Here is a 26019-nt window from a genome sequence, read left to right as displayed (position 1 = left end):
CACGGAACAAAAAGCCCACGAAAACCGTCGCTGGTTAACAAAAGCTTTCGCACAAGAAAGCCGAAAGGACAAGATCATGGTTCAGGTCGCTGCCGCCCTCCTCTTTGCCCTCGCCGCCGGGCTGGGTATCACCGTGATTCTGGGCATGCTCAAGAATAACGAAAATGCGATTCTCTCGGCCTTGCTCGGCGAGGGAGCCTTTCCTGCCGACACCGCGCCGCAATCCGGTCCCGCGCCTCAGAAACTGACGCTGCGCCATTCGCCGGCGCGCCGCGATGCCCCGCGCCGCGTTCGCGTTTCCTCCCCTCTACAACCGGCGCTCAGCCGCGCCGCCTGACCTTTGCATAGCTTGCTAGCCCAAAGGGCAAGGTTGCGGCATAGAGTGCGCAGACCGCAAGCAGGGTTAGCCACGGCGCGGTGACAAGCGCAGCGCCGAGAAGGCCGACCCCCGCCAGGGCAAACAGCCGCCACGACCGGCGCAGCCGGATCGACGCCCAGCTATAGGTTGGGATTGCCGAGATCATCAGCATCGCAATACCCAGCGCCCAAGGCATCACGACATACCATTCGCGAAACAGGTCGTTGCCCGTCGTCAGCCATAGATAGATGGGCACGAACGACATGCCGGCGCCCGCCGGCGCAGGAATGCCGGTGTTGAAGCCCGCCGACTTGTGCGGCTGAAACTCGGCATCCATGCGCGAATTAAAGCGCGCAAGGCGAAGCGCACAGCACACCGCGAGCGCGAGTGCAGCGGTCCAGCCGAATTTCGGCGCTTCGTCGAGCGACCAGAAGAACAGGATCATCGCCGGCGCCACGCCAAAGGCGATGACGTCGGAAAGCGAATCCAGCTCGGCGCCAAATTTGCTTTGCGCGCGCAGCAGGCGCGCGATGCGCCCGTCCATTCCGTCGAGCACGCCCGCGACGATGATCATCGTGATCGCGGCCGCCCACTCGCCATCGATCGCGAAACGAACCCCAGTCAGCCCTGAACACAACGCCAGCAATGTGATCGCATTGGGTGCAAAGGCGCGCAGCGGAATGCCGCCAATGCGACGATGCTCGGCGTCGCGCGGAACCAGGCCGTCTTCCGCCATCCTTACTGCCCGATGCCTTCGATCGTCGCAGCAATGCCGATCCGCGCGATCACCGTCTCGCCCGCCAGCGTGCGCTGCCCGAGCAGCACCTGCGGCGTCGTGCCGGCGGGCAGAAAGACGTCGACCCGGCTGCCGAAGCGAATGAGGCCGACACGCTGGCCGGTGGTGAGTTCGTTGCCCATGGTCACGAACGGCATGATGCGCCGCGCCACGAGGCCCGCGATCTGCGTGAAACCGATGCGGACGCCATCGGGACGCTCGACAACAAAATGCTGGCGCTCATTTTCTTCGCTCGCCTTGTCGAGGTCGGCGTTCACGAACTTGCCCGGGATGTAGACAAGCTTGCGCAGCACCCCGGCGATCGGCGTCCGGTTGATATGGACGTCGAACACGCTCATGAAAATCGACACGCGCAGCATCGGCGCCGCGCCCAGCCCGTCGGCTCCGGCGATTTCGGGCGGCGGCGGGACCTCCGCGATCTGGGTGATCAAGCCATCGGCGGGCGCGACGATCAGGTCGGTACCGACCGGCGTCACGCGTACCGGATCGCGAAAGAAGCTGGCGACCCAGATGGTCACGCCGAGCATCAGCCAGCCGAGGATTTCCCAGCCGAGCAGCCAGAAACAGAGCGTCACAATTCCGGCGATCAGCAGGAACTTGCGTCCCTCGGGATGAACCGAGGGCCATTGCCATTTGATGCCGCCGCCGGGCCGGTTCGATGATATGATATTGGACATGACCAGTCTTCTAGGGTGCCGCTTCTATACTGACAATGGATAAGGCTACCCGATCGTTGCCCGCGCGAAAACGACGGGGCGGTTGATCAATCGCCCCGCTTTGCCTAAGGCCCGCTGCAACTCCGACTCCCCAAGGAAAAAGGCTGAAAGCATGGGCAAGATCAAGGTAGCCAACCCGGTCGTCGAACTCGACGGCGACGAAATGACCCGGATCATCTGGCAGTGGATCCGCGAACGGCTAATCCTCCCCTATCTTGATGTCGACCTTCATTATTACGACCTCGGCATCGAGGAACGCGACCGCACCGACGACAAGATCACCGTCGAAGCCGCGAACGCGATCAAGAAATATGGCGTCGGCGTCAAATGCGCGACGATCACCCCCGACGAGGCGCGCGTCGAAGAATTCGGCCTGAAAAAGATGTGGAAGTCGCCGAACGGCACCATCCGCAACATCCTGGGCGGCGTGGTGTTCCGCGAACCGATCGTGATGCGCAACGTCCCGCGCCTCGTCCCCGGCTGGACCGACCCGATCGTCGTCGGCCGCCACGCCTTCGGCGACCAGTATAAGGCGACCGATTTCCGCGTCCCCGGCCCCGGCAAGCTGCGCCTGGTGTTCGAGGGCGAGGACGGCACGCTGATTGACGAGGAAGTGTTCCAATTCCCCTCGGCCGGCGTCGCGATGGGCATGTACAATCTCGATGATTCGATCCGCGACTTCGCGCGCGCCAGCCTGAACTATGGTCTCGCCCGCGAATGGCCGGTATATCTGTCGACCAAGAACACGATCCTGAAAGCCTATGACGGGCGCTTCAAGGACATCTTCGAGGAGGTGTTCCAGGCCGAATTCAAGGCGAAGTTCGACGCAGTCGGCATTGTTTACGAACATCGCCTGATCGACGATATGGTCGCCTCGGCGCTCAAATGGTCGGGCAAGTTCGTCTGGGCGTGCAAGAATTACGACGGCGACGTTCAATCGGACACGGTGGCGCAAGGCTTTGGCTCGCTCGGCCTGATGACCAGCGTCCTGATGACCCCCGATGGCCAGACGGTCGAATCGGAAGCCGCGCACGGCACCGTCACGCGCCACTATCGCATGCACCAGCAGGGCAAGGCGACCTCGACCAACCCGATCGCGTCGATCTTTGCGTGGACCGGCGGCCTCAAGCATCGCGGCAAGCTCGACGATAATGCCGCGCTGGTGAAATTTGCCGACGATCTCGAAAAGGTCTGCGTCGCGACGGTCGAGAGCGGCAAGATGACCAAGGATCTCGCGTTGCTGATCGGTCCTGACCAGAATTGGCTGACCACCGAGGGCTTTTTCGAGGCGATCGTTGAAAATCTCGACAAGAAGATGGGCGCTTAACAAGCAAATTCGTTGAGATAGCTCTCTAGCCAATCGGGGCCGGCCTGCATAAGGTCGGCCCTTATGGTATCCGAAACAGAAACCTCCGCTATCGGCAACGCGCTCGTGGTTCTCGGCGCGGCGGGCGTCGTCATCCCCGCCTTCGCGCGGTTCCGCATCTCGCCGGTGATCGGCTTCATCCTCGTCGGGCTGCTCGTCGGCCCGTCCGGGCTCGGCATGCTGGCCGCGGACTACCCTTGGCTGAAACATGTCACGATCGCCTCGACTGAGGATATCGCGCTGTTCGCCGAATTCGGCATCGTCTTGCTCCTCTTTTCGATCGGGCTGGAACTTTCGTTCCGGCGCTTGTGGCAGCTTCGCAAGCTGGTTTTTGGGATCGGCGCCGCCGAATTGCTGCTTGGCGGCGCAATCCTGGGGTCGGCGATCCTGTTGTTCCGCGACCAGCCGCTCGCGTCCGCCTACGGCCTTGGCATCGCGCTCGCTCTGTCCTCGACCGCGCTCGTGCTCCCGATCGCAGGAACCAAGTCGGCTGTTGGCCGCGCCTCCTTCTCGATGCTGCTGTTCGAAGATCTGGCGCTCGTCCCGATCATCTTCATCCTCGCCGCACTCTCCCCCGCCGCCTCCGGCGACAGCGCCGAACTGCTGCTGACGACGCTGTGGCAGGGCGCGCTCGTCGTCGCAGCGCTCGCGATCGGCGGCTGGTTCCTGCTCCCGAAAATCTTCGCGCAGGCGGCACGCGCGAAGGATCCCGAGCTGTTCCTTGCGGCGAGCCTGCTCGTCGTCATCGTCGCCGCGCTGGCGACCGCCGCGGTCGGCCTGTCACCGATCGTCGGCGCGCTGCTCGCCGGGTTGATGATCGCGGAAACCGAATATCATGAGGAAGTCGAAGCGATCACCGCGCCCTTCAAGGGCCTTGCGCTCGGTGTGTTCCTGATCAGCGTCGGCATGGGGCTCAACCTCCAGACGATCGCGAGCCAATGGCCTTCGCTTGTCATGGCGGTCGTCGGCGTCGTGCTGGTCAAGGCCGTGGTCACTGCGGCGCTCCTGCGCTTTGCGGGCGCGGCGCGGCGCGGCACTGCGGCCGAGGTCGGCCTGCTCATGTCGAGCCCGTCCGAAACCACATTGATCGTACTTGCGACTGCCCTGCAGGCGCAGCTCATCAGCCGCGATACCGCCGAATTCTGGCAGCTCGTCACCGCGATCGGCCTGACGATCACGCCGCTGCTGGCGCGGGTCGGTCACGACATCGCGCGGCGGATCGAAATGCGTTCGGGAGATGCGCAGGAGGACGAAACGCCCGAGGGGCGCACGGTGATCGTCGGTTTCGGGCGCGTCGGGCACACCGTCGCCGAATTGCTGCGCGAACATGGCCGTCCCTATGTGGCGGTCGATGCCGACATAGATACGGTCGCGGCGGCGCGGCGCGCTGGTTTCAGCGTACGCTTCGCCGACGTTGCGCGGCCGGGCAGCCTCGACAAGCTCGGCATCGAGCATGCCCAGGCCATCGTACTCACCATGGACGATCCGGTGCAGCAGCTTCGCATGACCCGCCAGCTGCGGCAGAAATATCCGGCCTTGCCGATCATCAGCCGCGCGCGAGACGCCGACCATGCCGGTGCGCTCTATCAGGCGGGGGCAAGCGATGCGGTGCCTGAAACGCTCGAAAGCTCGCTGCAACTGGCGGAAGCGGTGCTGATCGACCTTGGCGTCGCGATGGGACCGGTCATCGCGTCGATTCACGACGTCCGCGCAAAGATGCGGCACGACATCATGGCGAAGGGCAAGCTGGATCAGGAACCGCGCATCCGTCGCACCCGCAGACCCGTTGCAGGCAGCGACGGCTAGCGTCTACTGGCCGCCCGCAGCGGCCGTTACCGCCAATTCCGGCCGCGCCGACGCCCTTCCCAGCGCCGACGCGTCGGCCAGCGTCATGCCTTTAGGCAGGATCGCCAGCGACCACTGGCGGTCGGGCGTCAGATATTGGCGCGCCAGCCGCTGGATATCGGCGGGCGTTACGCCGCTGATGTCCTTCCCGATCGACAAGGCCGCCTCCGTCACCCTGGGGTCGCGTGTCGCGCCTTCGAGCAGAAGCATCCAATAGGCATTGCCCGTCGTCGCCCGCGCGACCTGTTCGAAGATCGGACCGGCATTGCGCGCCAGTTCATCGGCGCCCACCGGGTTCGCGACGAGGTCCGCCGCGATCTCGCGTGCGGTGGCATAGAAGCGGTCGATATCCTTCGGCGCGAGCAGGCTTCCGACGAGCAGATAGCCGCCGCTGTTATCGAACCCCGTGGGCCAATGGCTGTCGACGATGGGGCCATAGCTGGCGCCCTGTTCGGCCCGCAGCCGGTCGAAAAGCCGGTCGTTGAAGATCGCCGCCAATATCTCCATCCCGCGCGCGTCGCGCGAATTGGCGGTGCCTGCACCCGTCGGCCACGCGGTCATCGCGGCGGCCTGTCCCTTGTCGCCACGGTGATAGGCCACAGCAGGGGTGACATTATGCTCCGCAAAGGCGACCGCCTGCCCCGACGGCGGCGCAATCGGCTTGCGCGCCGGCAGCGCGCCGATGGTTTCGGACAAAATTTTCCGATAATCGACCGAAGAGAGATCCCCGAACAGCTGGACCTCAATCGGTCCCGACGCCAGCCGCGGCTCCCAGAAAGCGCGGAAAGCGGCAGGCGTCAGAGCGCTGATCTCTGCCTTATCGGGCGCGGTCCAGCGCGCGTCATTGTTCGTCAGCCACCCCTTCAGGTCGCGGTCGATCACCGCATTGGGTGTCGCGTCGTTGAGGTCGTAGCCCGTCAGATAGCCGACGCGGAGCCGTTCGACCGCGGTCGCGTCCCACCGCGGAAAGGCGAGCTTCGCGGCAATCAGCTTCATCTGGTCGGCCAGGTCGGCAGGCTTGCTTTCCGCCGAAAATTCAAAGGCATCGTCTTCGACCGAAAAGTTCATCTGGATCTGCCGCCCATTGGTGATCTGTTCTATCTCGCGCAGCCCCCACGGCCCGATGCCGCTGGCATTGAGCGCATAGTCGCCCGTCCACAACAGGTTTGGCGCATCCGCCGCGACGCTGCGATTGCCGGTGCCGAAGCGGACGTTGACGCGGACCTTCCCCGGTTCGATCCGGTTATCGGAAATCAAGGCCGTTACGCCATTGGCGAACTCGATCCGTTCGGCCATCAACCCCGCCGTAGCGTTCGTCGACACGATCGTGCCCGGCTTGCCGATCGGCGGAAGCTGGCTCCAGTCGGCGGTCAGGGCGGCCAGCCGGTCGTCGCGAACCTTCGCCGGCGCGGCCAGCGCCGCGAGCAAGGCACCCTCGCCGCCCGCGATGGGGGTCGGCGTCGTCAGCACGATGCGCGAAACCGGCGCGCTGAAAATCGCCTTGCTGATGTCGAGCATGACCTGTGGCGTGGCCGAAGCCCGGATCGCGGCGAACATGTCGACCTGGCCCTGCGGCGTCGATACGACCTCGTTTATGTCCACTGAGCGGACCAGGTCGTCCGCCAGCCGCGCGCCCGGTTCGTTGCGCGCATTTTCCAGCTCCTTGCGCAGCGCGACTTCGACCTCGTTCGCCTCACGATCGATATCGGCCTGCGAAGGCGCCGTCGTCACCGCATCGGCGATGACGCCGCGAACGTCCGCCAGCGCGACTTTCCAGTCGCCGATCGGCGAGATGACGGCGGAGGTCACATCGGCGCTGCGGCTGATATATTCCTGCGAAACACCGGCGAGTAAATAGCTGCCGCCCTCGCGCGCCCGGTTTTCAAGGCGCCGGTTGACGAGCGCCTGCGCCAGATATTCCAGATAGAGTCGCCGGGTATTTTCAATCGTATCGACGCGCTTTTTCCATGGACGGATCATGGCAAGCGTGATCGACACCGGCTGGTTGGGTTCGACAATGACCGTCGCCACCTGCGCCTTCGGGTCGGGTTTGCCGAAATCCGGCTGTTGAGGCGCGGGGCCTTCGGCTTTCCAGTCGCCATAATATTTCGCCACGAGCCGCTCGAATTCGGCGGGATCGCCATCGCCCGAGATGACGACGACGGCACGGTCGGGACGATACCAGCGATCGTGAAACGCCTTTACCGTATCGGCCCGCGCCGCCGCGAGCGATTCATTCGTCCCGATCGGCGAACGATCGCCGAGCAACTGGCCGGCGAACAGATGCGCCGTCGTGCGGTCACCGATGCGTTTTTGCGGACCGTCGGATTCGCGCAGTTCGGACATCACGACCCCACGTTCGGCGGTCACAGCGGCTTCGGAAATGCGTGGTTCGCGCACCATGCCCGCCAGCAATTTCATGCTCTCGTCGAGGTTGGCAGGCGTGACGCTGGGGAGGTCCAGCTGGTAGACCGTCTGCGTCGGAGTTGTCTGCGCGTTCGAATCGCTGCCGAACGTGACGCCGAAACGTTGCCAGATGCGCTTCGCCTCGCCGTCGGGAATATGGACCGAGCCGCGAAAGGTCAGATGTTCGAGAAGATGCGCATAGCCGCGTTCCCGATCGGTCTCGAACATCGAGCCCACGTCCATCCGCACACGGATCGACACCTGACCCGGCGGAACACCATTGTTTCGCACTGCATAGCGGACGCCATTGGGCAATACGCCGAATTTCCACGCCTTGTCGCGCGGAATGTCACTGCCGGCATAGAGCCAGTCGCCATTTCGGGCGTCGCTTTGCGCGGCAGGCGGCGCGCGGTCCTGCGCTTGGGCGGCAACGGCCGCGAGCGACAAAATCGCGGCGGCTCCGGCAAAAAGAAAGGATCGGGCGGGACAGGACGACGCGCATGCGGGGAGATGGAACATGGCTTATCTTATCGCGTTCGAACCTTGCTGGCCACTGAACTGTCGCGCGGCGCTTGTCCTCGGCGCGGCAGGCGCTTAGCCAGACGCGATGGACAGCATAGCCGGATCGTCGCCCTCTTCCCCGCGCGCTGCACTGGTGCAGATGACGAGCGGCATCGATCCCGCCGCCAATCTGGCAATCATCGACCGTGCGATGGCCGACGCGGCCGCCGGCGGCGCGGCCATGGCGTTCCTGCCCGAAATGTCCCTGCTGCTCGATCGCGACCGCGCGCGCTCGGCCGCGCACATCGCCCGCGAGGCCGACAGCCCCTGGCCTGCCGCGCTGCAAGCGCTGGCGCAAAAGCACCGACTGTGGCTCCATTCGGGATCGATACCGCTGCTGGCGGACGACGGCGAACGGCGGGTCAACCGCAGCCATGTCATCGCCGCCGACGGCAGCATCCGTGCCCGTTACGACAAAATCCACATGTTCGACGTCACGCTGCCGTCAGGCGAGAACTGGCAGGAGTCCGCCGCCTATGCCGGCGGAGCGTCGATCGACGTCATCGACACGCCGCTAGGACGGCTTGGCCTCACCATCTGTTACGACCTGCGATTTCCCGAATTGTTCCGCGCGCTCGTTGAGAGTGGCGCGACGATCATCGCCGTTCCAGCCGCCTTCACCGTCTCGACAGGCGAGGCACACTGGCATGTGCTCCTGCGCGCCCGCGCCATCGAGACCGGATGCCATATCGTCGCCGCAGCGCAGGCGGGAGCCCATGCCGACGGACGACAGACCTACGGCCACAGCCTCGCCGTCGATCCCTGGGGCAGCGTGCTTGCCGACGCCGGCCCCGTCGCGGGCGACAGCGGCTATCGCGTCCTCCTGGCGCCGGTCGATCCGGTCCCGCGCGATCGTGCCCGCCAATCGATCCCGCTGGCCCGATCGCGCGCCGTCCGGAATATCGCGCTTTAGGATCAGGCCTTAAGCACATCGGGCCCGGACTCATGGGCCAGACGCACAAAAGGCCCCGAGCATAGCTCGGAGCCCTTTGGTATCAGTCTCGATCAGCCGAAATTACGGGCTGGTCGGGGTGTCGTCGTTGTTGTCCGACGCGATGATGATGCCGCCGATGATGGCCGCGAGAGCGAGAACAGCGATGATCCAGCTGGTGCTGCCTTCGAGTTCGCTCTGGCCGTCAACAGTCGAAACTGCACTGGCTGCAGGAGCCGCCGACGCCGCCACGGGCGCCACAACCATCGAGGTCGCTGCGAGGGAGATCGCAGCCTTCTTAAGCAGGTTCATCTTATTCTCCGTCCACTGGATAGTCTTGTCGAATCACATCGGAGAATAGTCCCCGATCTGCTTCTGCATCGCCCTCTTAGGCACAGCAGTTCGCAATTGCAACGACGTTTTGCCTAACAGCGTAAATCTTAGCAATTTGCAAACAGACAAAAAAGTTGCGCGATCGAACCCATTTCAACCCCGCCGAACGCGGTCGAAAGACTCCCTTGTGACAGGGTATCCGAGGTGCCCTGGAATGCAGAGCCACGACTGGCCGTCACGCTCCTCGATCCATGGCGTGATCAGATCGACCGGGAACCGCGAAGAATATTCGGAAAAGGCCGGAAAATCAGCACTAAGGGCAAGCCGTTCGAGGTTGCGACGGGTCGGAAAGATCACCGATACCTCGCCGCGATCCGCCATCGACAGCGTTTCTTCCGCGCTCGCCCAGAAGATATGGCTGTGTTCGGCCTCTTCGACCGTCAGTTCATGACTGTGCGGCGGCGCCGCGACGGCATAGAAGCGCGTATCGAATGTACGCGCTTCCTTGAAATTCGGGCACCAGCGCGCGAACGGCACAAGCGTTTCAATCGCGATTCGGTCACCGCGTGCCGCGAGCAGGTCGGACAATAGTTCGCCCGCAAGCAGTGCCCGCCGCATGTCGGCCGCATCGTCTTCCTTCAGTCCGGGCCAGCCGACCGCCAGCCCCGTTTCCTCCAGCGTCTCGCGCAGCGCGGCGACACGCGCCGCTCCGTCGGCCTCGTCGAGCGCGGGCGCATGGCGGCGTGCGACCAGATAATCGTCGGGGTCGACGCGCCCCCCCGGGAAAACGACCGCCCCCGCGGCGAAGGCCATCGCGGCCGACCTTTTGACCATCAGGATTTCGTCGGGGCCACCGCTATCCGACGGGCGCATGATGACGAGGGTCGCCGCAGGAACAGCCCCATCGGGCAAAACGGCGGGCGAAGCGGACGGCGGATCGGCGCGTGTCATGGGCTGGCGATAACCCTGCCGCGAAGCCTTGTCATCCCGGCATTGCCGGACGGCGCGGGCGGGTGCAAGATACCGCCAAGACAGGACGGGAGCAGGATATTGGGAATCATCGAGATTCTGGGTGTCGCCGGCAGCCTCAGCCTCCTCGCCGGGTGGCGGCTTTACCTCACGATATTGGCGTCGGGCACCGCGATGCATTTCGGCTGGCTGCCGCTTCCCGAACATCTTGCCGCGTTGCAGGTGCTGGCGAGCCCGTGGGTGCTCGGGGTTGCGGCGGTCGGCACGCTGGCGGAGTTTTTCGCAGACAAGGTCGCGTGGGTCGATTCGGCGTGGGACATGATCCACAGCATCGTCCGGCCGCTCGGCGGCGCGCTCCTCGCGCTTGCGCTGGTCGATTCATCCGACCCGGCCTGGCAGGTCGTCACCTTCCTTCTCGGTGGCGGCGGCGCGTTGCTCAGCCATGGCGCGAAAGCGACAACGCGCGCGGTCGTCAACGTCAGCCCCGAACCGTTCAGCAATGCGGCGGTATCGACCGGCGAAGACGTCGCGACCGGCGGCCTGCTTGCGCTTGCCATCGCCTACCCGCCGCTCGCGATCGTCATTGCAATAGTGATGGCGATCGCCGCCGTCGTTGTAATCGTCGCACTGCGCCGCCTGCTTCGCAACATCAAGGCGGCGTTGAAAGGCGCAATGGGGGATGGCCCCGCCCTACCGGACACCTCGCCGCGCGCGCCCGATCGTCCCGCCGCATAAAGGACCCGGTCCTGCAGAAAGGTCAGGCGGGGAGTAAGGCCTTGAGCGGCGTCTCGGTGTCTGCAAGTTGCTCGGCGGTTGCGCGCAGTCCTGCGGTAACGATCATGCGACCTTGGACATAGTCCTTGGTCGCGTTGACGCAGTCGATCGCGATGACCTTGCCCGCTTTCAGGTAGACGACCGAGAAGCTGCGCGTCGCGGGGTCCCCGCGCAGCACTGCCTGGTCATGGCCGTTCGAAAGGCCTGCGGTCTGAAGCTTGAGGTCATATTGGTTCGACCAGAACCAGGGGATCGCATGATAGGGCGCTTCGTCGCCAACGATGGCCTTGGCGACGACATTCGCCTGATCATTGGCATTCTGCACAGATTCGAGCCGGATCTCGGCGCCCTCGGCAAAATCATTCACATGCAAAGCGCAGTCGCCGATCGCATAGACGTCGGGCAGGCTGGTCTTGCAAAGGCGATCGACACGAACGCCGTTGGCGCAATCCGCGCCAGCCGCAATGAGCGGTTCGACCGCGGGAACGATACCGATACCGACGATGACGAGATCGGCGGGGATCACCTCGCCATCGGACAGGCGCACACCGGTCGCATGCGCCTCTCCCTCGATCGCGTCGACACAGACGCCGAGGCGGAGGTCGACGCCATGCTCGCGATGCTCCTTCTCGTAAAAGCGCGACAGGTCGACACCGGCAACGCGCGCCAACACGCGGTCGAGCGCCTCCAGCAGCACGACCTTCTTGCCCGCCTTGTTGAGCACCGCCGCGGCTTCGAGCCCGATATAGCCGCCGCCGATCACGACGACCTGCCCTGCGGTTTCCGATGCCGCCTTCATCGCATCGGCGTCGGCGCGCGTCCTCACGCCCTGCACGCCGGGCAGGTTCCCGCCGGGGATCGGCAGCATGCGCGGATGGCCGCCGGTCGCCCAGACGAGCTTGCCATAGCCGATCGTCTCGCCGCCGTCGGTGGTGACTCGATGCGCCGCCGGATCGACCGACACGACACGCTTGCCCAGCAGCATCGTGACCTCGCGCTCGTCCCAATATTTGGCGGGACGCAGCTGGATGCGCTCAAACTCCTTTTCGCCCGCGAAATATTCTTTCGACAGCGGCGGGCGTTCGTAAGGAAGTTCGGGCTCTTCGCCGACGATCGCGATGCTTCCCGTGAATTTCTGCGTGCGCAGCATGACCGCAACCTGCGCCCCGCCATGTCCCGCACCCACAATCACCACGTCGAACTGCATCGCTTTCGTCTCCTGCGGCCTCCCGTGACGCGGCCCTTGCACGCGGGTGCAAGCGAGGCAAGCCGCTGCTTGTTTGACGGGACGAAAGAAAAGCTGCGGGTCAGGACAGACCCGACGGCATCACTGTTCCGAAACTCCGAATATTTACCGCCATGGCATCAGCTGTCCGGGTCGGACGGAACGGACGCCGGCGGCGCGAGCTGGCGGCTGTAGAGCCAGCCGATCCCGATCAGGCTGAAACCGAGCGCCACGAAGGAGCCGATGCGAAGCAGCCCTTCGAGCCCCGAGGCATCGAACAGGAATACCTTGCCGGCGGCGGCGAGCATCAGGACGAGCGAAGCGATGCGCCAGTCGCGCCGCTGCGCACGGATGCCCCAGAGCAGGAAGCCGATCGCGAGCAACAGGATCAGCAGCGAGCGCAGGATATTCTCCGCCGGCGCGACCCCGGGCTCGACAAGCAGGCTGCCGTGAAAAAGGTGGCGCAGGCTCGCCCATGCGAACAGCGCGACAAGCAGCATCGTCACGATCTGGAGGACGCGGTCGGCATGCTCTACCCATGGGCCCGAGAGCCGCGCGATCAGCCACGCGCCGAGCCATGGCAAGAGGAACAGCGGTGCAAGCAGGTTGAGCAAAGGCAGGCCGCCGACCGCCTGTTCGCTCCACAATGGATTGTGGAGGACAAGACTGTAGAGGACAGCGTGCGCGGTCCCGGCGACCGCCAACGCCAGCGCACCGATGCGCAAGTCACGGCGCCACAGCAGCCAAGCGGCACCGATCAGCAACGCGTCCCATACAAGGCGCTGCGCCACGCCGGTCGTGACGAAATCGCCGCCCGCGACGGCGGCAAAGCCCAATCGGTAGAGCATATGAAGGGCGATCAGGCCGAGCGCACCCGCAACCCCAAGTCCGCCAAGCAACGGCCAGCGCGACAGGCGATCGCGGACGAGCCAGAGCGGCACACCGGCAAGGAGCGCCGGAATGGCGAGGCGGCGCAGCAGTTCGCCGACCGCGAGGGCCGGATCGTCGATCAGCATTGGCACGCCGCCGAGCGACAGCACCCCCTTGCTCGACCAGATCGCGACCGGCAGCGCAGCCCAGCCAAGGCCGATCGCGGCAAACACGCCAGCACCGACATCGAGCCGATCGAAGGCGATACGCCGCGCCGCGAGCAGCAAGGCCGCGACGCCGACGGCGGGCACGAACACCAGAAGCGTCGCGGGAAGCATCTGCGCCGCGGCCCCATAAGCGAGCGCGGCGGCGACCGCCTGCCCCAGCCGGCGCACCACCGCCCGCTCGGCGCGCAGCGCGAAGACCAGGCCGACAAGTGCGAGGGCGGCCCAGCGCAGAACGGCCTCGGCAGCGATAGCCCCGGCCCCGCTTGCGAGGCGTGGCAGTTCGTCGAAGGCGCGCGGCGTCGCCACCAGCGCGAGGAGGGCCGTCGCCAGAAAAGCGGTTCCCACCCATTCGATGCGGCGATCGGCTGCCACCTTGCCGAAGACCAGCAAGGCCGCGGCGATGGCTGCGATCGCGACGGGTGCGAGCCAGAAGGGCAGGAACAACCCCAATGCCAGCGCAATCAGCGCGGCAGCGGTTCCCGTCAGCCAGACGAAGCGGCTGTCCGACGCGCGGCCTTCGACGCGCCAGCCGCGCGCGATGCCGATCGCCGGCAACAGCGCTGCGCCAAGCGCAACCAGCGCGAGCGCGCCGTCGCCGACGCTCCACATCTGCCACTTGACGATCGGCGCAGGGGCCAGCGTGAGCAGGCAAAGTTCGAGCGTCCGGCGCAGGTGCGGCGGCGCATCCCACAACCGCGCCAGCAACGGCGCCGCGTGGATCAGGACCAGCGCTGCCCCGATCGCCGCGAGCCAGACGGGCGACGGATCGGGCCAGAGCGCCATCAGCAGGACCGACAAGGCGAGGCTCGTCGTCGGCACGATCCCAAGGCGATGTTCGCGCCAGGCGAGCCATTGACCCGCCGCCGCGAGCAGCGCGAACAGCCCCCAATGGAGCGGACTGAAGCCCGCGTAGGCAACGAGCAGCGCCAGTTGCAGCGCACCGACGATTGCAGCGACCGCGCGGAGCAGCACCGCGCGCGGGCCTTCATAGGCGAAGAGCGGCAGGGCGACGCCGAGCAGCAGGACATAGGCGCCGATCGACAGCGATCCGACCGCGTCGAACGCGCCGCCGATGAAGATAATCCACAGGCTCCACCCCGCGCCGCCGACGAGCGCCGCGACCGCGAGCCACGGCCAGCGGCGCATGCGCGCGACGCCGGTCATCGCGGCGATGGTCAGCGCCAGATAGATGGCGAGCAAGGGTATGTCGGGTTCGAGCGCGCCGACAAGCGCCGGCGCGGCGAGGCCACCCGCCAGCCCGAGCAGCGCGCTTGGCGATCCGAATCGCAGCGACAGGGCGAGTGCCCCCGCCGTGATCAGCGCCAACAGGACGAAAGCGAACAGCGGGCCGATCAGACCATAGACGTTCGCGGCGACCACTATCGCGGCATAGAGTGTCGCAATGCCCGCGCCCGACAAGGCCTGCGGCACGCGGACATCGCGCACCCGGTCTTCGTTACGCCAGGCATAGTCGGCACCGCCGATCAGCCCGAAACCGAACAGGACCCCCGCAACCACCTGCACGCCCGGCGTGAAGACGCGCGCAAAAAAGCCGAGATCGATCGCATAGCGGACGATGAGGACGCCCGCGATGGCGAGGGTGATCCCGCCGGCCCATATCGGTAGCGTCTTGCCGAACAGATCCTCGAAGCGCGCCGACAGGTTGACGGGGGCGGCAGGCTCTTTCCCCTGCGGCGAGTCCGTTCGCGGTGGAGGCGGTTCGGCGGCGGTCTCTTCGGACGGAATGGAGGGCGGACCATCGTGAACCATCGCAACGGCCGTCGCGCTTGCCGCCGCCGCGCGATCCGGCCGAGCAACCGGCGCAATATGTTCGGACACGCCGGTCGACGGGGATTTAAGGATATCCCGGTCCGCTGTGAAGTCTGCAACAGGCGGGCGGCGCTCGGCCATCTCGACGCCCGCATGCCGCTGCAACGCGCCGATCCGCCTCGCGGCTTCGGCAAGTGTCTTTTCGGCCCGCTTCAGCCGGCCTCGCGTATCGAGGAGCAAGATGCCCAGGATGATGATCGCCAGAAAGGCGAAGAAATCGAACACCTGTATCCTTTCGCACCCCGTCCCGAGCAGGCAGGAGCGAAAAGATCGACGCCCTTATGGGCGGCCGGCCAGCGCCGTCAGAACCAGGCCTTGACGCCCATGACCAGAAAGGCGCCCTCCGGATTCTCGCCCGCCAACCGGGCGAAACGCGCGGTGTCGCCGACCTGGCGCACCCATTCGACGCCGGCATAGGGCGCGAATTCGCGGACGATCTCGTAGCGGAGCCGAAGGCCAAGCTCGATATCGGAAAGCCCCGAACCGACGCCGCTTTCGGGCACGTCCTGCAGCGCGAACGTCGCCTCCGCCATTGGCTGCAGGATCAGCCTCTGCGTGATCCGCTGGTCGTAACTGGCTTCGACCCGGGCGAGCAGGTCGCCCTTGGCCGACAGGAACAGCGCACCCTCGACCTCGAACCAATAGGGTGCGAGCCCCTCGAAGCCGAGCGTCGCATAGCTGCGGTCGGGCCCGCGCCCGAAATCCTGGCGCACGCCCGCCTGCGCGTTGAAATAGGGCCCGATCGCACGGCTGTAGAGCGCCTGCACCTCACCGTTTTCAACGCCTTCGCCGAACACCGTCTCGCCTTCGCTTTTCAATGTCAGCCGGTTGATGTCGCCGCCGTACCAGGCCTCGCCCTCCCAGCGGAAGCCATCGCGGCCCTTGCGCGCCTGATATTCAGCGAGGTTCAGGCTGACGAAGCCAAGCTGCTGCGCGCCATTTTCCTTCATCATTTCGTGGCGCGAATGCTCCATCGCGGCCGCGGGAAAGATACGGTCGGCATACCATTCGGTCGGCGGCGGCGGCGCGGGCGCATCGCCCGGCGGCAGGTCGGTGCCGCTCTTCCCCGCAGTTTCGAAGATCACCCCCATATCGTGTGCGGGTGCCGACATCGGCGTGCAATGCCCCATGTTGGCATGGTCGGGGGTGCAGGCCGGGGCATCGGCCTCGCGCTGTTGCGCGGAATGCGAACCATGCACCGAATGATCCATCGTCTGCGCCGCAGCGGGCACCGCAAAGGCAAGCAACGCGATGCCCGCGAGGAAGGACGCGCGCCGGATCATTCGGCGTCACCCTTTGGACGGACGCTGACGACGCGCATCATGCCGGCATGCATATGGTAGAGAAGGTGACAGTGGAACGCCCAGTCGCCGAGCGCATCGGCGGTAAAGTCGAAGCTCGCCGTCCCGCCCGGCTGGACGAGCACCGTATGCTTGCGCGGCGAGCGGTCGCCCTTGCCCGTCACCAGTTCAAAGAAGTGGCCGTGCAAGTGGATGGGATGGCTCATCATGGAGTCGTTGATCAAATTGATCCGCACGCGCTCGCCCAGAGTGAAGGGGATGGGTTCGTGATGGTCGGACATCTTCACCCCGTCGAACGACCACATGAAGCGCTCCATGTTCCCGGTCAGATGGATGTCGATCGAGCGCGACGCGGCGCGCACGTCGGGATTGCGGTCGAGCGCGACAAGGTCGTGATAGGTCAGCACCTTGTGCGGCGCGTCTTCCAGCCCCTGCCCTGGCTCCCCCATGCGGTCGACCGGCATGGGCGATATCGTCTGGACGCCGGGATCGCGCTTTACCTGCGGCGCAACGCTGAAGTCGCGCATGCTGTGCTTCATGCCGCCCGAACCATGACCCTTTGCGGCATGATCCGCCGCTGCGTTGTCGGCGGGCGGGAGGACGCAGTGGCCCATGGCAGCATGTTCGGGCGCGCACGGCGCATCGCCGCCGCTCGCCATCGCGACCATTCCCATATCCTGCATCGTCGCGAGCGGACGTTCGCGGAGTGGCGGCACCTCGGCGACCAGGCCCACACGCGGCGTCAGCGTCGCGCGCGCCATCCCCGACCGGTCGTTCGCCTCGGCAGCTATCGTATAGGCGCGATCCTCGACGGGGTTGACGATCACGTCATAGGTTTCGGCAACCGCGATCTGGAATTCGTCGATTTGGGTCGGCACGATGTTGACGCCGTCGGCCTGCACCACCGTCATGCGGAGCCCCGGGATACGGACGTTGAAGATCGACATCGCCGAGGCGTTGATGATGCGCAGCCGCACGCGCTCGCCGGGACGGAAGAGACCGGTCCAGTTGTCACGCGGACCATGGCCGTTGACGAGGAAGCTGTATGTCGAACCGCTGACGTCGGCGATGTCGGCCGGGTCCATCCGCATCGCACCCCACTCGAGACGATCCTTGAGCGGCTGGTCCTTGCCCGGTAGCAGCCCGCCGAGCGTCTGGCGCTGCATGTTGAAATGGCCGGGATCGACCTTGAGCTTGCGGAAGATTTCTTCGGGCGACAGCCGGCTGTGATCCGACAGCAGGATGACATGCTCGCGGTCGTATCCGATCGGGTCGGCTTCCGCGGGGTCGATGACGATCGGGCCGTAATGGCCGAGTTGCTCCTGCAACCCCGAATGGCTGTGGTACCAATAGGTCCCCGACTGGACGACGGGGAATTCATAGACGAAGGTCGATTTCGGCTTGATGCCAGGAAAACTGACCCCCGGCACGCCATCCATGTAAAAGGGCAGAATCAGCCCGTGCCAGTGGATCGAACTATCCTCGTCGAGATCGTTGACGACCGTCAGGCGCGCGGTCTGTCCTTCCTTCAGCCGCACGAGCGGCGCCGGCACCGTGCCGTTGATCCCGATCGCGCGGCTGGCCTTGCCGTCGATCCGCACCGTCTGGCGCGCGATGCGCAGGGTGATGTCGCTCCCCGATACGGTCGGCAGCGTCGATACGATGCCGTGCGATATCGGCTGCGCCCAGGCCGGGAACCAAGGCGCAAGCGCAGCCGCCGCGCCGCCGCCCAACGCCCCGCCAACGAAACGACGCCTGTCTATCTGCATGATCTTCCCGATTGTTGACGATTGCCTGCCCCTCTTACGCAGCGCCACGGGTCGTCCCTTGCCGCAATCGGATGTTTTTTGATGACCGCCCGCTATTCTCCGGCCGTACCGAGCAGCGACCGCAATTTGGCACGCGCGCGGTGCAGCCGCGTTTCGACCGTCTTTTCGCTGACCCGCAACAGCTCGGCGGTTTCCGACTGGCTGAGTTGCTCGACGCCGCGCAGTATCAAAACCTCGCGCAGGTTGCGCGGCAGCGCGGCCATGGCGGCGCGGACGCGCGCCAGTTGGGCGCGGTCGGCCGCTTCCGCATCAGGCGCCGGCGCGTCGCTCGCCACATGCTGCGCGCTGTCGAGCGGCAGTGCGCGCGCGAAAAAGGCGCGCACCGCGCGGCGCCGCGCCCAGTCGCGACATTTATTGATCGCGATACGCGAAATCCAGACGCGAAAAGGCCGTTCGCGATCGTAGCGCGCGATCGCCGCGAACCCGGCGACGAATGTTTCCTGCGTCAAATCCATCGCTTCGTCGGCATCCGCGACATGCGCCCTGATCAGGCGAAAGACCGGCACTTTGTGGCGCGCCAGCAACGCACGATAGGCATGCTCCGCCCCGCCCCCGGCAAGCGCGGCGAGTTCGCCGTCGCTACATTGCGAAAGATCGCGTCTCACCGCGCGTCGGCGGTGAGCGCCCCGGCCACAACCTTGTCGAAATCCGCAGCCTGATCGCGATCGAGTATGTCGCGCATCGCGAACAGGTGCTGGAGCGTTTCCTTCTGCATATCGCCCATGACCTTGTGCATATGGTCGATCGCCGCAGTGACCCGCGGACCATAGCCATGCTCGGCCTCGATTGCCCGGGCAAGCTCGACATTGGCCGCGCGCATCTCCCGCTCCAGCACCTCGCGCCGCGCCTTGAATCGCGCCTCGATCGGATCGAGCTTGCGCCGCTGCGCGGGCGACAGTTTCAGTTCCTTGTGGAGCAGCGCATGCAATTCGGTCTCGTTCGCACGTGGTGCATCGACCAGCGCGCGGCCAAGGAACACGCCGGCGAGCGCCGCCAGAAACGCGATCAGGCCCACTACGAGCAAGCGTCGCGAGGACATCATGAATGCGAATCCAGCGGGGTTGCGGGCGCGAGCGGGGTCATCGGGCTGGCCGCTACGGCCGCCGTGGAAAAACTGCTGCCCGCGAGAACACCGCCGCCCAGCGAAACAAATGCCGCAAGCGCCATCATCCGGTTGAGCAGCGCGGCCTCGCGCCGCCGCGCCGCGAGCGCATCCAGGACGCGGTCGTCGAGCGCGGCGAGTGCGGCCGGCGTCGCCGCACCCGCCAGAATTCGCAATTCATCGTCCATCGGCCTCGCAATTCCTTCCAGACTCGGATACGCACGCCGCCGCGTTATCCCTCAACCTGCGCTGCGGCCCGCTACGCAATAACGCGAACCGACATCCGGTGGGAATATCTTGTCGACGAGGCGCCGACGGAGGGAGCCCGGGACGTGGCCCCTGGCATCCTGCCATCCGGTCGGCATCGGCGATAGCGCACGCGAAATCCTGGGGCGCTTACTGCGTCAGGTTGTGCCCGCTCCCGCCTGCGATCGTCCGGTGTTCATATAGGCCGGTAAATTTGGTACGATAATCCTGCGGATGCGGCGCGCCATTCTCATCGCCCTCGAGCGTGATCGTCGGCACCGTAATCGCCGGAAAGCAATCCACCGCGAGCGCAGCCTGCTGGCCGTTTCGGGGCGTCGCGTCCGACAGAAAACGCGTCGCGCCATAGCCGCGCAGGTAGGAAGCAGAACGCGATAGCCCTGCGCCCCGAGCATAGGCGCCAAATCGGCGCAGGTATGTATATTATACGGCCGCGTACTCTCACATATGCCCCAACGGGATGCGATTGTCGGCGATCAGTCGCGCACAATGGCGACCGTTCCAACTTAGTTTTTGGCAGATTTCCGGGGTTTTTGCAATCATTCCCGGCCATTGGCGAACAGGGAAATGGTGCCGCTTACAGGACTCGAACCTGTGGCCCCATCATTACGAATGATGTGCTCTACCAACTGAGCTAAAGCGGCAACGAGGCGCGCCTCTAACAGCGCTGCTATGCGAAAACAAGCGCCATTACGCAAGAAACGCCATGGCGATGCAGACCGCCCTGCCCCCCGCCCTCGACGGTCCGGTTTCGTGGACAGCATGGCCCCCCATATCCGCCTCATCGGGGTGCGATGCCGCATCCCCGGTCGGCAACATGCACCCAGCGGACCGCGTGGACTGCCAGCGTGTTCCAAAAATCATATTTCGAGAATTCTGCCGATCGCAGGACCCTCGAAGGGTCCCTGTTGCCCGGAAGACGACGAAGATGGCAATTATAATCATTGGCGAATTTCGGTCCAGCGTGCGGAGTGAGCCAATAATCCAACCTTCGGCCGCCGATCCGCATTCAAAGACCAGGACGATTATGAACATGTCCTAGGAAAAGCGTGCCCACGCGCTCGAACCGCTCCATTAGCGCCAGAACGAGGAGCGGATCGCTATTCGCGCGGCGTAAAGTTCGACTGAGCCCGCCACCCCGTTAAGAGCGCGGCGGCGGGCGGCCCTTATCCAGGGTTCGATGACAGGCTGGAAATTGCACGGCGGTAATGCGGCAGCGCCACCAGCAAAAGTGCGACGATCAGCGGCAGCACGACCGCTCCTGCGATCGCAATCGAATAGCCGAGCGCGGCCTGGTCGCCGAACCCGAAGTCGGTGATGGCGGCAATGACGCTAGCGCCGAGCCCGGTGCCAACCAGATTGACGCAAAGCAGCGAAATCGCGGTAACCTGACCGCGCAGCTGGTTCGGCGTGACATCCTGGATTGCGGTCAGCATAACACCCTGCGACGCTTGGCCGATCAACGTACCGATCGCCATCATCGTCAGCGAAAGGAAGGCAGTCGGCATCAGCGGCGCGACGATCAGCGGCAAACCTTTGAGGACGGTTGCGAATAATACGACACGCATATTTGCATCGGCGCGCCCGCTCTGCATCAGCCGCCCTGCAAACCAGCCGCCCGAAAGCGTGCCGACAGTGCCGCAGACAAGCATGACCATGCCGTAGGACAAGCCGACTTCGGTCGGGGTCATACCATAGCTGCGAATGAGGAAGGTCGGAAACCAGAGCGCAGTGCCGATCGCGAGCAGTGCGATCAGGCTCAGCGAACCAATCAGCGAACCGAACAGCGCCCAACGCTGCTTGATATAGTCGGCCCCCTCGCGAAGGCTGCTTCGAGCCGACAGATCGGTCGCAATCTCCTGCCGCGCGGGTTCGCGGATCGTAAACATCAGGGCCGCAATGATCGCACCCGGCGCGGCGGCGCATAGGAACACCGCTTGCCATGGCGCGAAGCTGCCGAGGATCGGTAGCGTCCAGCCCCCTTCCTCCGTAAAATAGCCGAGCAACCAGCCGCCGAATAGGAGTGCCAGCCCGCCACCGATCGGATAGCCGATCGCATAGAAGCTGATCGCCAGCGCGCGGCGGCGACGCTCGAAATAGTCGCTGATCAGTGAATAGGCGGTCGGGCTGAGCGTCGCTTCGCCCACCCCTACCCCGACGCGCGCAAGAAAGAGCCCGATAAAGCTGCTCGTGAAACCGCACGCCGCAGTCATCAGCGACCAGAAGAGCACACCCCAAACGATCAGCGTCGCGCGCCGCTTTGTGCGGTCGACAAAGCGCCCGATCGGCAGCGCCGCCACACTGTAGAGGAGCGAGAAGGCGAAGCCTTGGAGCAGGCTGATCTCAAAATCGCTGAGCCCCAGGTCCTTCTGGATCGGTTCAACCATAAGGGTCAGCACGCGCGCGTCGATCGCGCTGAAGCAATAGCCGACAAAGAGGATCGCTACGACGAGCCAGCGATAGACGCCGCGAGAGGGTGCGGTGCCTGTCGCCGGATCGTCGGCCGCCGCCGCGGTCACCATGCCGAGGGCGGATCCTGCCGCGCCAGTATCTGTTCGGTACGCGCCGCGATCAGCACATCATTCTCCCCGCTCTCCGGCAGCAGCCAGAAGCGCTCCGCGCGCACGCCGTCAAGCGCGAAGGCCGAAACCTCGTCGGGCTCGGTCAACTGGAGCTTGAGCCCGGTGGTACGCACCAGATCCTCCATCGTCCGATACGCGACCTTCGTCTGCGCCTCATTCTCCACATATTCCGCCGGGCGCACCTCGCCGGACGCCATGATCGCCGTGTTGACCGTGTGCGGACCCGGGAACAGGACGGCGGCACGCAGCTTACCGCCCTCCCGCAGAAACTGCTGGTGCAACACTTCGGAGATGCTGGTAACCGCCGCCTTGGTCGCGGCATAGATCGGCGTGTTGGGCAGCGAGCGCAGCCCGCCGTTGGTCGAGCTGGTGTTGATCACGACCCCCTCCTCGCCCGCCTCGATCATGCGCGGCACGAAAGCGGCGATGCCGTGGACGACGCCGAGGATGTTGACGTCGATCCCCCAGCGCCAGTCGCTGAGCGGCAGCGTCCAGAGCTTGCGCTGCGCCTCGCCCAGCCCGACCCCGGCGTTGTTGAAGAGAAGATGCACCGTGCCGAACCGATCGAACACACGGTCGGCAAGCGCGCGCACCGACGCCTCTTTCGTCACATCGCACGCGATTCCGAGCACCTCCCCACCACCGAGCTTGTCGACCTCCGTCCGCACCGCTTCGAGCCGCGCCGGATCGATATCGGCGATCGCGACATGCGCGCCGGCGCGTGCGAGGTCGGCGCAAAGACATTTGCCGACTCCGCTCGCTCCACCGGTGACGACCGCCACACGGCCAGAAAAATCCCGCATCAGGCGGCCTTCCGCACGCCGAGTTCGACCCCGGTGTTGCGCGGGTCGTCGTGGCGCCCGACCCAGTGCGGCGCGATCCATTCGCCTGGCACCTTGCGCAGCAGCGTGCCGCCGGTCGCGGTGCCGCCCTCGACATATTCCATGTCGATAAGACGACGGACCGGGATGTCGGCGAGCGGGTCGTAGGGCGATTCACGCAAGGTGATCGACCCCGTCATCGCGCGGCGACGGTTGTAGTTGCGCTGCCAATTGAGGCGGGTGAGGAAGACGTCGCCGTCGAACTCGCCCGGCGTGTCGATCGACGGCATGCCTTTGTAGCAGAAGAGATGTTCCTCGAATTTGAGCGGCGCGTCGATCGCCTCGCCGATCGTGCCTTCGATCTCGAAATAGGCGACGCCGTGGCGCGAACAGGTTGCGCGCAGATGGTCGCCGTTACGCTCGAAATGCGTCTCGGCAATCTTTTTTGGCTCGCCGAAACGCTCGCGGCCCGAGGTAACGACGGTTTCGCCCTCCATCGCCATATGGAAGCAATAGGCGCCGGGCGCGCCCTCGTGGGTGCAATTGACCCCAACGGTGAGCGCACCGATCTCCACCGTGTCGGTTTCGGTCACGTGCATCGCGACATGGACCATCTGCAGCCAGATTTCGGGGCGCTCGATCGCCACCAGCGGCTGCGGCAGCAGCGCCGCGATCACCTCGGGATCGGTTTCATAGGTCGCCCGGATTCCATAGACGGTGTTTTTGAGCATTCCCGGCGCGCGCGTTTCGACGGGGCCCTGAACATAACGCAGTCTGGACATCGCAATTCTCCCAATGGCGCCCGCAGGCGCGGTGAGCGGATCGATCCGCACGAAACGAAAAATGGGTCTATTCGGCCGCTTCGACGAGGCGGCTCCCGTCGGGCCCGTCGGCGTAAAATTGCTCGAAATAGCGGCGAAAACGCAGGATCGGGCCGTCGCCGTCGCAAAGGTAGGGCCGCGCACGGTGGATCTTGTTGTGCCAGATCGGAATGTCGCCTTCGACACCCTTTTGCCCACAGGTGCTCTCGATCGCCGCCTCGATCGCCTTTTCCTGCGGCGATCCCGGTTCGACCCTGGGATGGGTGAAGCAGAAACGCAGCTCGACATCGTCGGCCTCGACCGGCGTCGCGATGACGAGCAGCGACAGCTCGACCAGCCCGCTCAGCCGTGTGAATTTCTGCCCCGCGCCGTTCTGGACCGTTTCGACCGAATAAGGGAGCTGTTTGCGCTCCCCCGTCGGCAGGTCGATCGTGCGATGACCGCGCGCCACACTGCGCCGCCGCACGCCCTCATAGTCGGTTTCACCCTCCGGCACCGCGTCCATTGCGTGAACATAGGCGAAATGCGCGACGTCGACGCCGTTTTCGGCTATTTCCTGCGGATTGCTGGCAAAGCGCCATTCGCGCTTGATCGGTTCGGCAAAGGCAGGGTCGGTGAATTCGGGATAGTCGATGACGTCGAACATCGGTGCGACATCATCGGGATGATACCAGGCCCAGATGACGCCGCTTTTTTCGACGACCGGATAGGATTTGGCAAGCGGCTCGCGCTTCGCGCGCGGCGGGAAGGCCTTGGCATAGGGGATCTTGCTGCAAAACCCGTCAGGGCGGAACGCCCAATGATGAAAGGGGCAGCGCAGGCTGTCGCCCTCGACTTGCCCGCCATGTCCCATATGCGCGCCAAGGTGCGGGCAATAGGCGTCGAGCAGCCCCGCCTCGCCGCTTTCGTTGCGGAACAGCACGAGGTCACACCCGAAATAATGTACAGGCCGTACATCGCCGGCCTTCAGTTCGGCGCCATAGCCTACTCCGAACCAGCCATAGGGGATGGGCATCGGAAAGCGTTCAACCTTTGGCAACGTCAGTCTCCCGGACGGCCGCCCTTCCCGGGCGGCTCTTGTCGGGCAAGTGTATCGCCTGCGGCGGCAGAGGTAAGACCCAAATCGCGCACAGTTTGTGCGCAGCGGCGAACAATGGAGCGCCAGTGCTTGCGGGTCAGTACCGCGCCGCGAGCGACGCCGCCATCGACGGGCGAACCTTCACGCGCGAAAATTGGCGGACCAGATAATCAATGAAGGCCCGCGTTGCGACCGACATGATCCCCGGCGAATAGACGACCCAGCATTTGCGGTCGTAAAAGGACCATTCGGCGTCGAGCGCGAGCATCCCGCCGCTGGCGAGGTCCTGGCGGACGATGCTGACCGGCAGGCTTGCAATCCCGATACCCTTGCGCGCCGCGCTGCGCAGCGCGATCCCGCTGTTGCTCATCCACCGCGGCCCCACTTTGACGCTGATCTCGTCGTTGAAGCTCATCGTCGCGCTGAGATCGGTCAGGCAATCGTGTTCGATCAGGTCCTGCGGCGTCGCGGGCCAGCCGCGCGCTGCGACATATTGGGGCGCGGCGCACAGGCAATAGGACAGATAGCCAAAGGTCCGCGCGCGCAGATTCGAATTGGGCAGGGCGCCGTAACGGATGACGACGTCGAAACGCTCTTGCACGATCTCGTTCTCGTTAAGATAGGCAATTGGTTCGATGACGATGCCAGGATGGTCGGTGCTAAACTCAGCGAGCAAGGCCGACATGAAATCGGACCCGAAGATGTCGCTGAGTCCCACGCGCAGGCGTCCAACGGGTTCGGTGCTGTACCGTCCGACCTGCTTTTCGACCTCGCTGAGGCGCATTTGGAGCTCGGCGCATTCGCGGTGGAAGCTTTCGCCCGCGCCGGTCAGCGACAGGCGGCGCGTGGTGCGGACGAGCAGCTGGACGCCCAACCGTTCTTCCAGTTCATGGACCGTCTTGCTGATATAGGATTTGGAAACGCCAAGATGATCGCCAGCGGCAGTAAAACTGCCTTGCTCGACAACCGCCAGAAATTCCTCGATTCCGCGCCAGCTCGACATCATCCCATCCC

Annotated in this window: 23 protein-coding genes and 1 tRNA gene; 5 read left to right on the top strand and 19 right to left on the bottom strand. The window is 64.9% G+C overall.

Annotated elements, in window-relative coordinates:
- Window positions 1-76 precede the first annotated feature (76 nt).
- The gene (locus ATE71_RS05435) at window positions 77-337 is read left to right on the top strand and encodes a hypothetical protein (RefSeq protein ID WP_058802466.1); all 261 of its coding nucleotides are present in this window, start codon (window positions 77-79) and stop codon (window positions 335-337) included.
- Here ATE71_RS05435 and ATE71_RS05430 read toward each other — a convergent pair.
- Window positions 321-1094: a CDP-alcohol phosphatidyltransferase family protein gene (locus ATE71_RS05430; RefSeq protein WP_058802465.1), complete on the bottom strand. Its 774-nt coding sequence runs from the start codon at window positions 1092-1094 to the stop codon at window positions 321-323. The two genes, ATE71_RS05435 and ATE71_RS05430, sit on opposite strands and share 17 nt — an antisense overlap.
- 2 nt (window positions 1095-1096) lie before the next feature.
- Window positions 1097-1831 (bottom strand): phosphatidylserine decarboxylase, encoded by a 735-nt coding sequence (locus tag ATE71_RS05425; RefSeq protein WP_058802464.1) that lies wholly within the window; start codon window positions 1829-1831, stop codon window positions 1097-1099.
- 151 nt (window positions 1832-1982) lie between these two features.
- On the opposite strand from ATE71_RS05425, the gene ATE71_RS05420 reads away from it, so the two are divergent.
- A complete protein-coding gene (locus ATE71_RS05420) occupies window positions 1983-3197 on the top strand; it encodes an NADP-dependent isocitrate dehydrogenase (RefSeq protein WP_058802463.1) in 1215 nt (404 codons plus the stop codon).
- 63 nt (window positions 3198-3260) lie between these two features.
- Entirely contained in the window at window positions 3261-5042 is a 1782-nt protein-coding gene (locus ATE71_RS05415) for a cation:proton antiporter (RefSeq protein WP_058802462.1), read from the top strand.
- A gap of 3 nt (window positions 5043-5045) precedes the next feature.
- Here the strand turns inward: ATE71_RS05415 and ATE71_RS05410 are convergent, their stop codons facing one another.
- Entirely contained in the window at window positions 5046-7934 is a 2889-nt protein-coding gene (locus ATE71_RS05410; protein WP_235587918.1) for a M16 family metallopeptidase, read from the bottom strand.
- Window positions 7935-8094: 160 nt separating this feature from the next.
- Between ATE71_RS05410 and ATE71_RS05405 the strand changes: the two genes are divergently transcribed.
- On the top strand, window positions 8095-8961 hold the full coding sequence (locus tag ATE71_RS05405; protein ID WP_058802460.1) for a carbon-nitrogen hydrolase family protein: 867 nt from the start codon (window positions 8095-8097) through the stop codon (window positions 8959-8961).
- Window positions 8962-9063: 102 nt separating this feature from the next.
- Here ATE71_RS05405 and ATE71_RS05400 read toward each other — a convergent pair whose 3' ends face one another.
- A complete protein-coding gene (locus ATE71_RS05400) occupies window positions 9064-9291 on the bottom strand; it encodes a hypothetical protein (protein WP_058802459.1) in 228 nt (75 codons plus the stop codon).
- Window positions 9292-9465: 174 nt separating this feature from the next.
- Window positions 9466-10263 (bottom strand): NUDIX domain-containing protein, encoded by a 798-nt coding sequence (locus ATE71_RS05395; RefSeq protein WP_058802458.1) that lies wholly within the window; start codon window positions 10261-10263, stop codon window positions 9466-9468.
- A 99-nt stretch (window positions 10264-10362) separates the two neighbouring features.
- On the opposite strand from ATE71_RS05395, the gene ATE71_RS05390 reads away from it, so the two are divergent.
- The gene (locus tag ATE71_RS05390; protein WP_058802457.1) at window positions 10363-11016 is read left to right on the top strand and encodes a DUF4126 domain-containing protein; all 654 of its coding nucleotides are present in this window, start codon (window positions 10363-10365) and stop codon (window positions 11014-11016) included.
- A 22-nt stretch (window positions 11017-11038) separates the two neighbouring features.
- Here ATE71_RS05390 and ATE71_RS05385 read toward each other — a convergent pair whose 3' ends face one another.
- From ATE71_RS05385 to ATE71_RS05320, 14 genes are all read right to left on the bottom strand, one after another.
- Window positions 11039-12262, bottom strand: coding sequence for an NAD(P)/FAD-dependent oxidoreductase (locus ATE71_RS05385; RefSeq protein WP_058802456.1), 1224 nt, complete (start codon window positions 12260-12262; stop codon window positions 11039-11041).
- Window positions 12263-12420: 158 nt separating this feature from the next.
- A complete protein-coding gene (locus tag ATE71_RS05380) occupies window positions 12421-15432 on the bottom strand; it encodes a DUF2339 domain-containing protein (protein ID WP_058802455.1) in 3012 nt (1003 codons plus the stop codon).
- Between the two features lie 77 nt (window positions 15433-15509).
- Window positions 15510-16490, bottom strand: coding sequence for a copper resistance protein B (locus ATE71_RS05375; RefSeq protein WP_058802454.1), 981 nt, complete (start codon window positions 16488-16490; stop codon window positions 15510-15512).
- Window positions 16487-18277 carry a copper resistance system multicopper oxidase gene (locus ATE71_RS05370; RefSeq protein WP_058802453.1) on the bottom strand — a complete coding sequence of 597 codons (1791 nt, stop codon included), beginning with the start codon at window positions 18275-18277 and terminating at the stop codon, window positions 16487-16489. The genes ATE71_RS05375 and ATE71_RS05370 overlap by 4 nt, the downstream gene beginning before the upstream one ends.
- Before the next feature lie 92 nt (window positions 18278-18369).
- The gene (locus ATE71_RS05365; protein ID WP_058802452.1) at window positions 18370-18942 is read right to left on the bottom strand and encodes an RNA polymerase sigma factor; all 573 of its coding nucleotides are present in this window, start codon (window positions 18940-18942) and stop codon (window positions 18370-18372) included.
- A complete protein-coding gene (locus ATE71_RS05360) occupies window positions 18939-19376 on the bottom strand; it encodes a periplasmic heavy metal sensor (protein ID WP_058802551.1) in 438 nt (145 codons plus the stop codon). The genes ATE71_RS05365 and ATE71_RS05360 overlap by 4 nt, the downstream gene beginning before the upstream one ends.
- Window positions 19376-19627 carry a hypothetical protein gene (locus ATE71_RS05355; protein ID WP_058802451.1) on the bottom strand — a complete coding sequence of 84 codons (252 nt, stop codon included), beginning with the start codon at window positions 19625-19627 and terminating at the stop codon, window positions 19376-19378. Before ATE71_RS05355 ends, ATE71_RS05360 begins: the two co-directional genes overlap by 1 nt.
- A 208-nt stretch (window positions 19628-19835) precedes the next feature.
- Window positions 19836-19988, bottom strand: a complete 153-nt coding sequence (locus tag ATE71_RS21610) for a hypothetical protein (RefSeq protein ID WP_235587917.1) — start codon at window positions 19986-19988, stop codon at window positions 19836-19838.
- 283 nt (window positions 19989-20271) lie between these two features.
- Window positions 20272-20347: transfer RNA gene (locus ATE71_RS05350), tRNA-Thr, on the bottom strand.
- 522 nt (window positions 20348-20869) lie between these two features.
- Window positions 20870-22225 (bottom strand): MFS transporter, encoded by a 1356-nt coding sequence (locus ATE71_RS05340; RefSeq protein ID WP_058802449.1) that lies wholly within the window; start codon window positions 22223-22225, stop codon window positions 20870-20872.
- Window positions 22219-23088 carry an SDR family NAD(P)-dependent oxidoreductase gene (locus ATE71_RS05335; RefSeq protein ID WP_058802448.1) on the bottom strand — a complete coding sequence of 290 codons (870 nt, stop codon included), beginning with the start codon at window positions 23086-23088 and terminating at the stop codon, window positions 22219-22221. Before ATE71_RS05335 ends, ATE71_RS05340 begins: the two co-directional genes overlap by 7 nt.
- Complete coding sequence (locus ATE71_RS05330) at window positions 23088-23888, bottom strand: acetoacetate decarboxylase family protein (protein ID WP_058802447.1); 801 nt, start codon at window positions 23886-23888, stop codon at window positions 23088-23090. The genes ATE71_RS05335 and ATE71_RS05330 overlap by 1 nt, the downstream gene beginning before the upstream one ends.
- A 67-nt stretch (window positions 23889-23955) precedes the next feature.
- A complete protein-coding gene (locus ATE71_RS05325; RefSeq protein WP_235587916.1) occupies window positions 23956-24966 on the bottom strand; it encodes a Rieske 2Fe-2S domain-containing protein in 1011 nt (336 codons plus the stop codon).
- A 136-nt stretch (window positions 24967-25102) separates the two neighbouring features.
- Window positions 25103-26008 (bottom strand): LysR family transcriptional regulator, encoded by a 906-nt coding sequence (locus tag ATE71_RS05320; RefSeq protein ID WP_058802550.1) that lies wholly within the window; start codon window positions 26006-26008, stop codon window positions 25103-25105.
- Between the last annotated feature and the right edge of the window lie 11 nt (window positions 26009-26019).

Origin of the sequence: Sphingopyxis sp. H115 (genome assembly GCF_001468465.1) — a bacterium.
Taxonomy (GTDB): domain Bacteria; phylum Pseudomonadota; class Alphaproteobacteria; order Sphingomonadales; family Sphingomonadaceae; genus Sphingopyxis.
Note: the sequence above shows the minus strand (reverse complement) of the source record. Positions and strands in the feature narration are given on the sequence as shown.

Coding starts and splice junctions, on each gene's coding strand:
- ATE71_RS05435 (WP_058802466.1), top strand. CDS start 77: ATGGTTCAGGTCGCTGCCGCCCTCCTCTTTGCCCTCGCCGCCGGGCTG.
- ATE71_RS05430 (WP_058802465.1), bottom strand. CDS start 1,094: ATGGCGGAAGACGGCCTGGTTCCGCGCGACGCCGAGCATCGTCGCATT.
- ATE71_RS05425 (WP_058802464.1), bottom strand. CDS start 1,831: ATGTCCAATATCATATCATCGAACCGGCCCGGCGGCGGCATCAAATGG.
- ATE71_RS05420 (WP_058802463.1), top strand. CDS start 1,983: ATGGGCAAGATCAAGGTAGCCAACCCGGTCGTCGAACTCGACGGCGAC.
- ATE71_RS05415 (WP_058802462.1), top strand. CDS start 3,261: ATGGTATCCGAAACAGAAACCTCCGCTATCGGCAACGCGCTCGTGGTT.
- ATE71_RS05405 (WP_058802460.1), top strand. CDS start 8,095: ATGGACAGCATAGCCGGATCGTCGCCCTCTTCCCCGCGCGCTGCACTG.
- ATE71_RS05400 (WP_058802459.1), bottom strand. CDS start 9,291: ATGAACCTGCTTAAGAAGGCTGCGATCTCCCTCGCAGCGACCTCGATG.
- ATE71_RS05395 (WP_058802458.1), bottom strand. CDS start 10,263: ATGACACGCGCCGATCCGCCGTCCGCTTCGCCCGCCGTTTTGCCCGAT.
- ATE71_RS05385 (WP_058802456.1), bottom strand. CDS start 12,262: ATGCAGTTCGACGTGGTGATTGTGGGTGCGGGACATGGCGGGGCGCAG.
- ATE71_RS05375 (WP_058802454.1), bottom strand. CDS start 16,490: ATGATCCGGCGCGCGTCCTTCCTCGCGGGCATCGCGTTGCTTGCCTTT.
- ATE71_RS05370 (WP_058802453.1), bottom strand. CDS start 18,277: ATGCAGATAGACAGGCGTCGTTTCGTTGGCGGGGCGTTGGGCGGCGGC.
- ATE71_RS05360 (WP_058802551.1), bottom strand. CDS start 19,376: ATGTCCTCGCGACGCTTGCTCGTAGTGGGCCTGATCGCGTTTCTGGCG.
- ATE71_RS05355 (WP_058802451.1), bottom strand. CDS start 19,627: ATGGACGATGAATTGCGAATTCTGGCGGGTGCGGCGACGCCGGCCGCA.
- ATE71_RS05340 (WP_058802449.1), bottom strand. CDS start 22,225: ATGGTGACCGCGGCGGCGGCCGACGATCCGGCGACAGGCACCGCACCC.
- ATE71_RS05335 (WP_058802448.1), bottom strand. CDS start 23,088: ATGCGGGATTTTTCTGGCCGTGTGGCGGTCGTCACCGGTGGAGCGAGC.
- ATE71_RS05330 (WP_058802447.1), bottom strand. CDS start 23,888: ATGTCCAGACTGCGTTATGTTCAGGGCCCCGTCGAAACGCGCGCGCCG.
- ATE71_RS05320 (WP_058802550.1), bottom strand. CDS start 26,008: ATGTCGAGCTGGCGCGGAATCGAGGAATTTCTGGCGGTTGTCGAGCAA.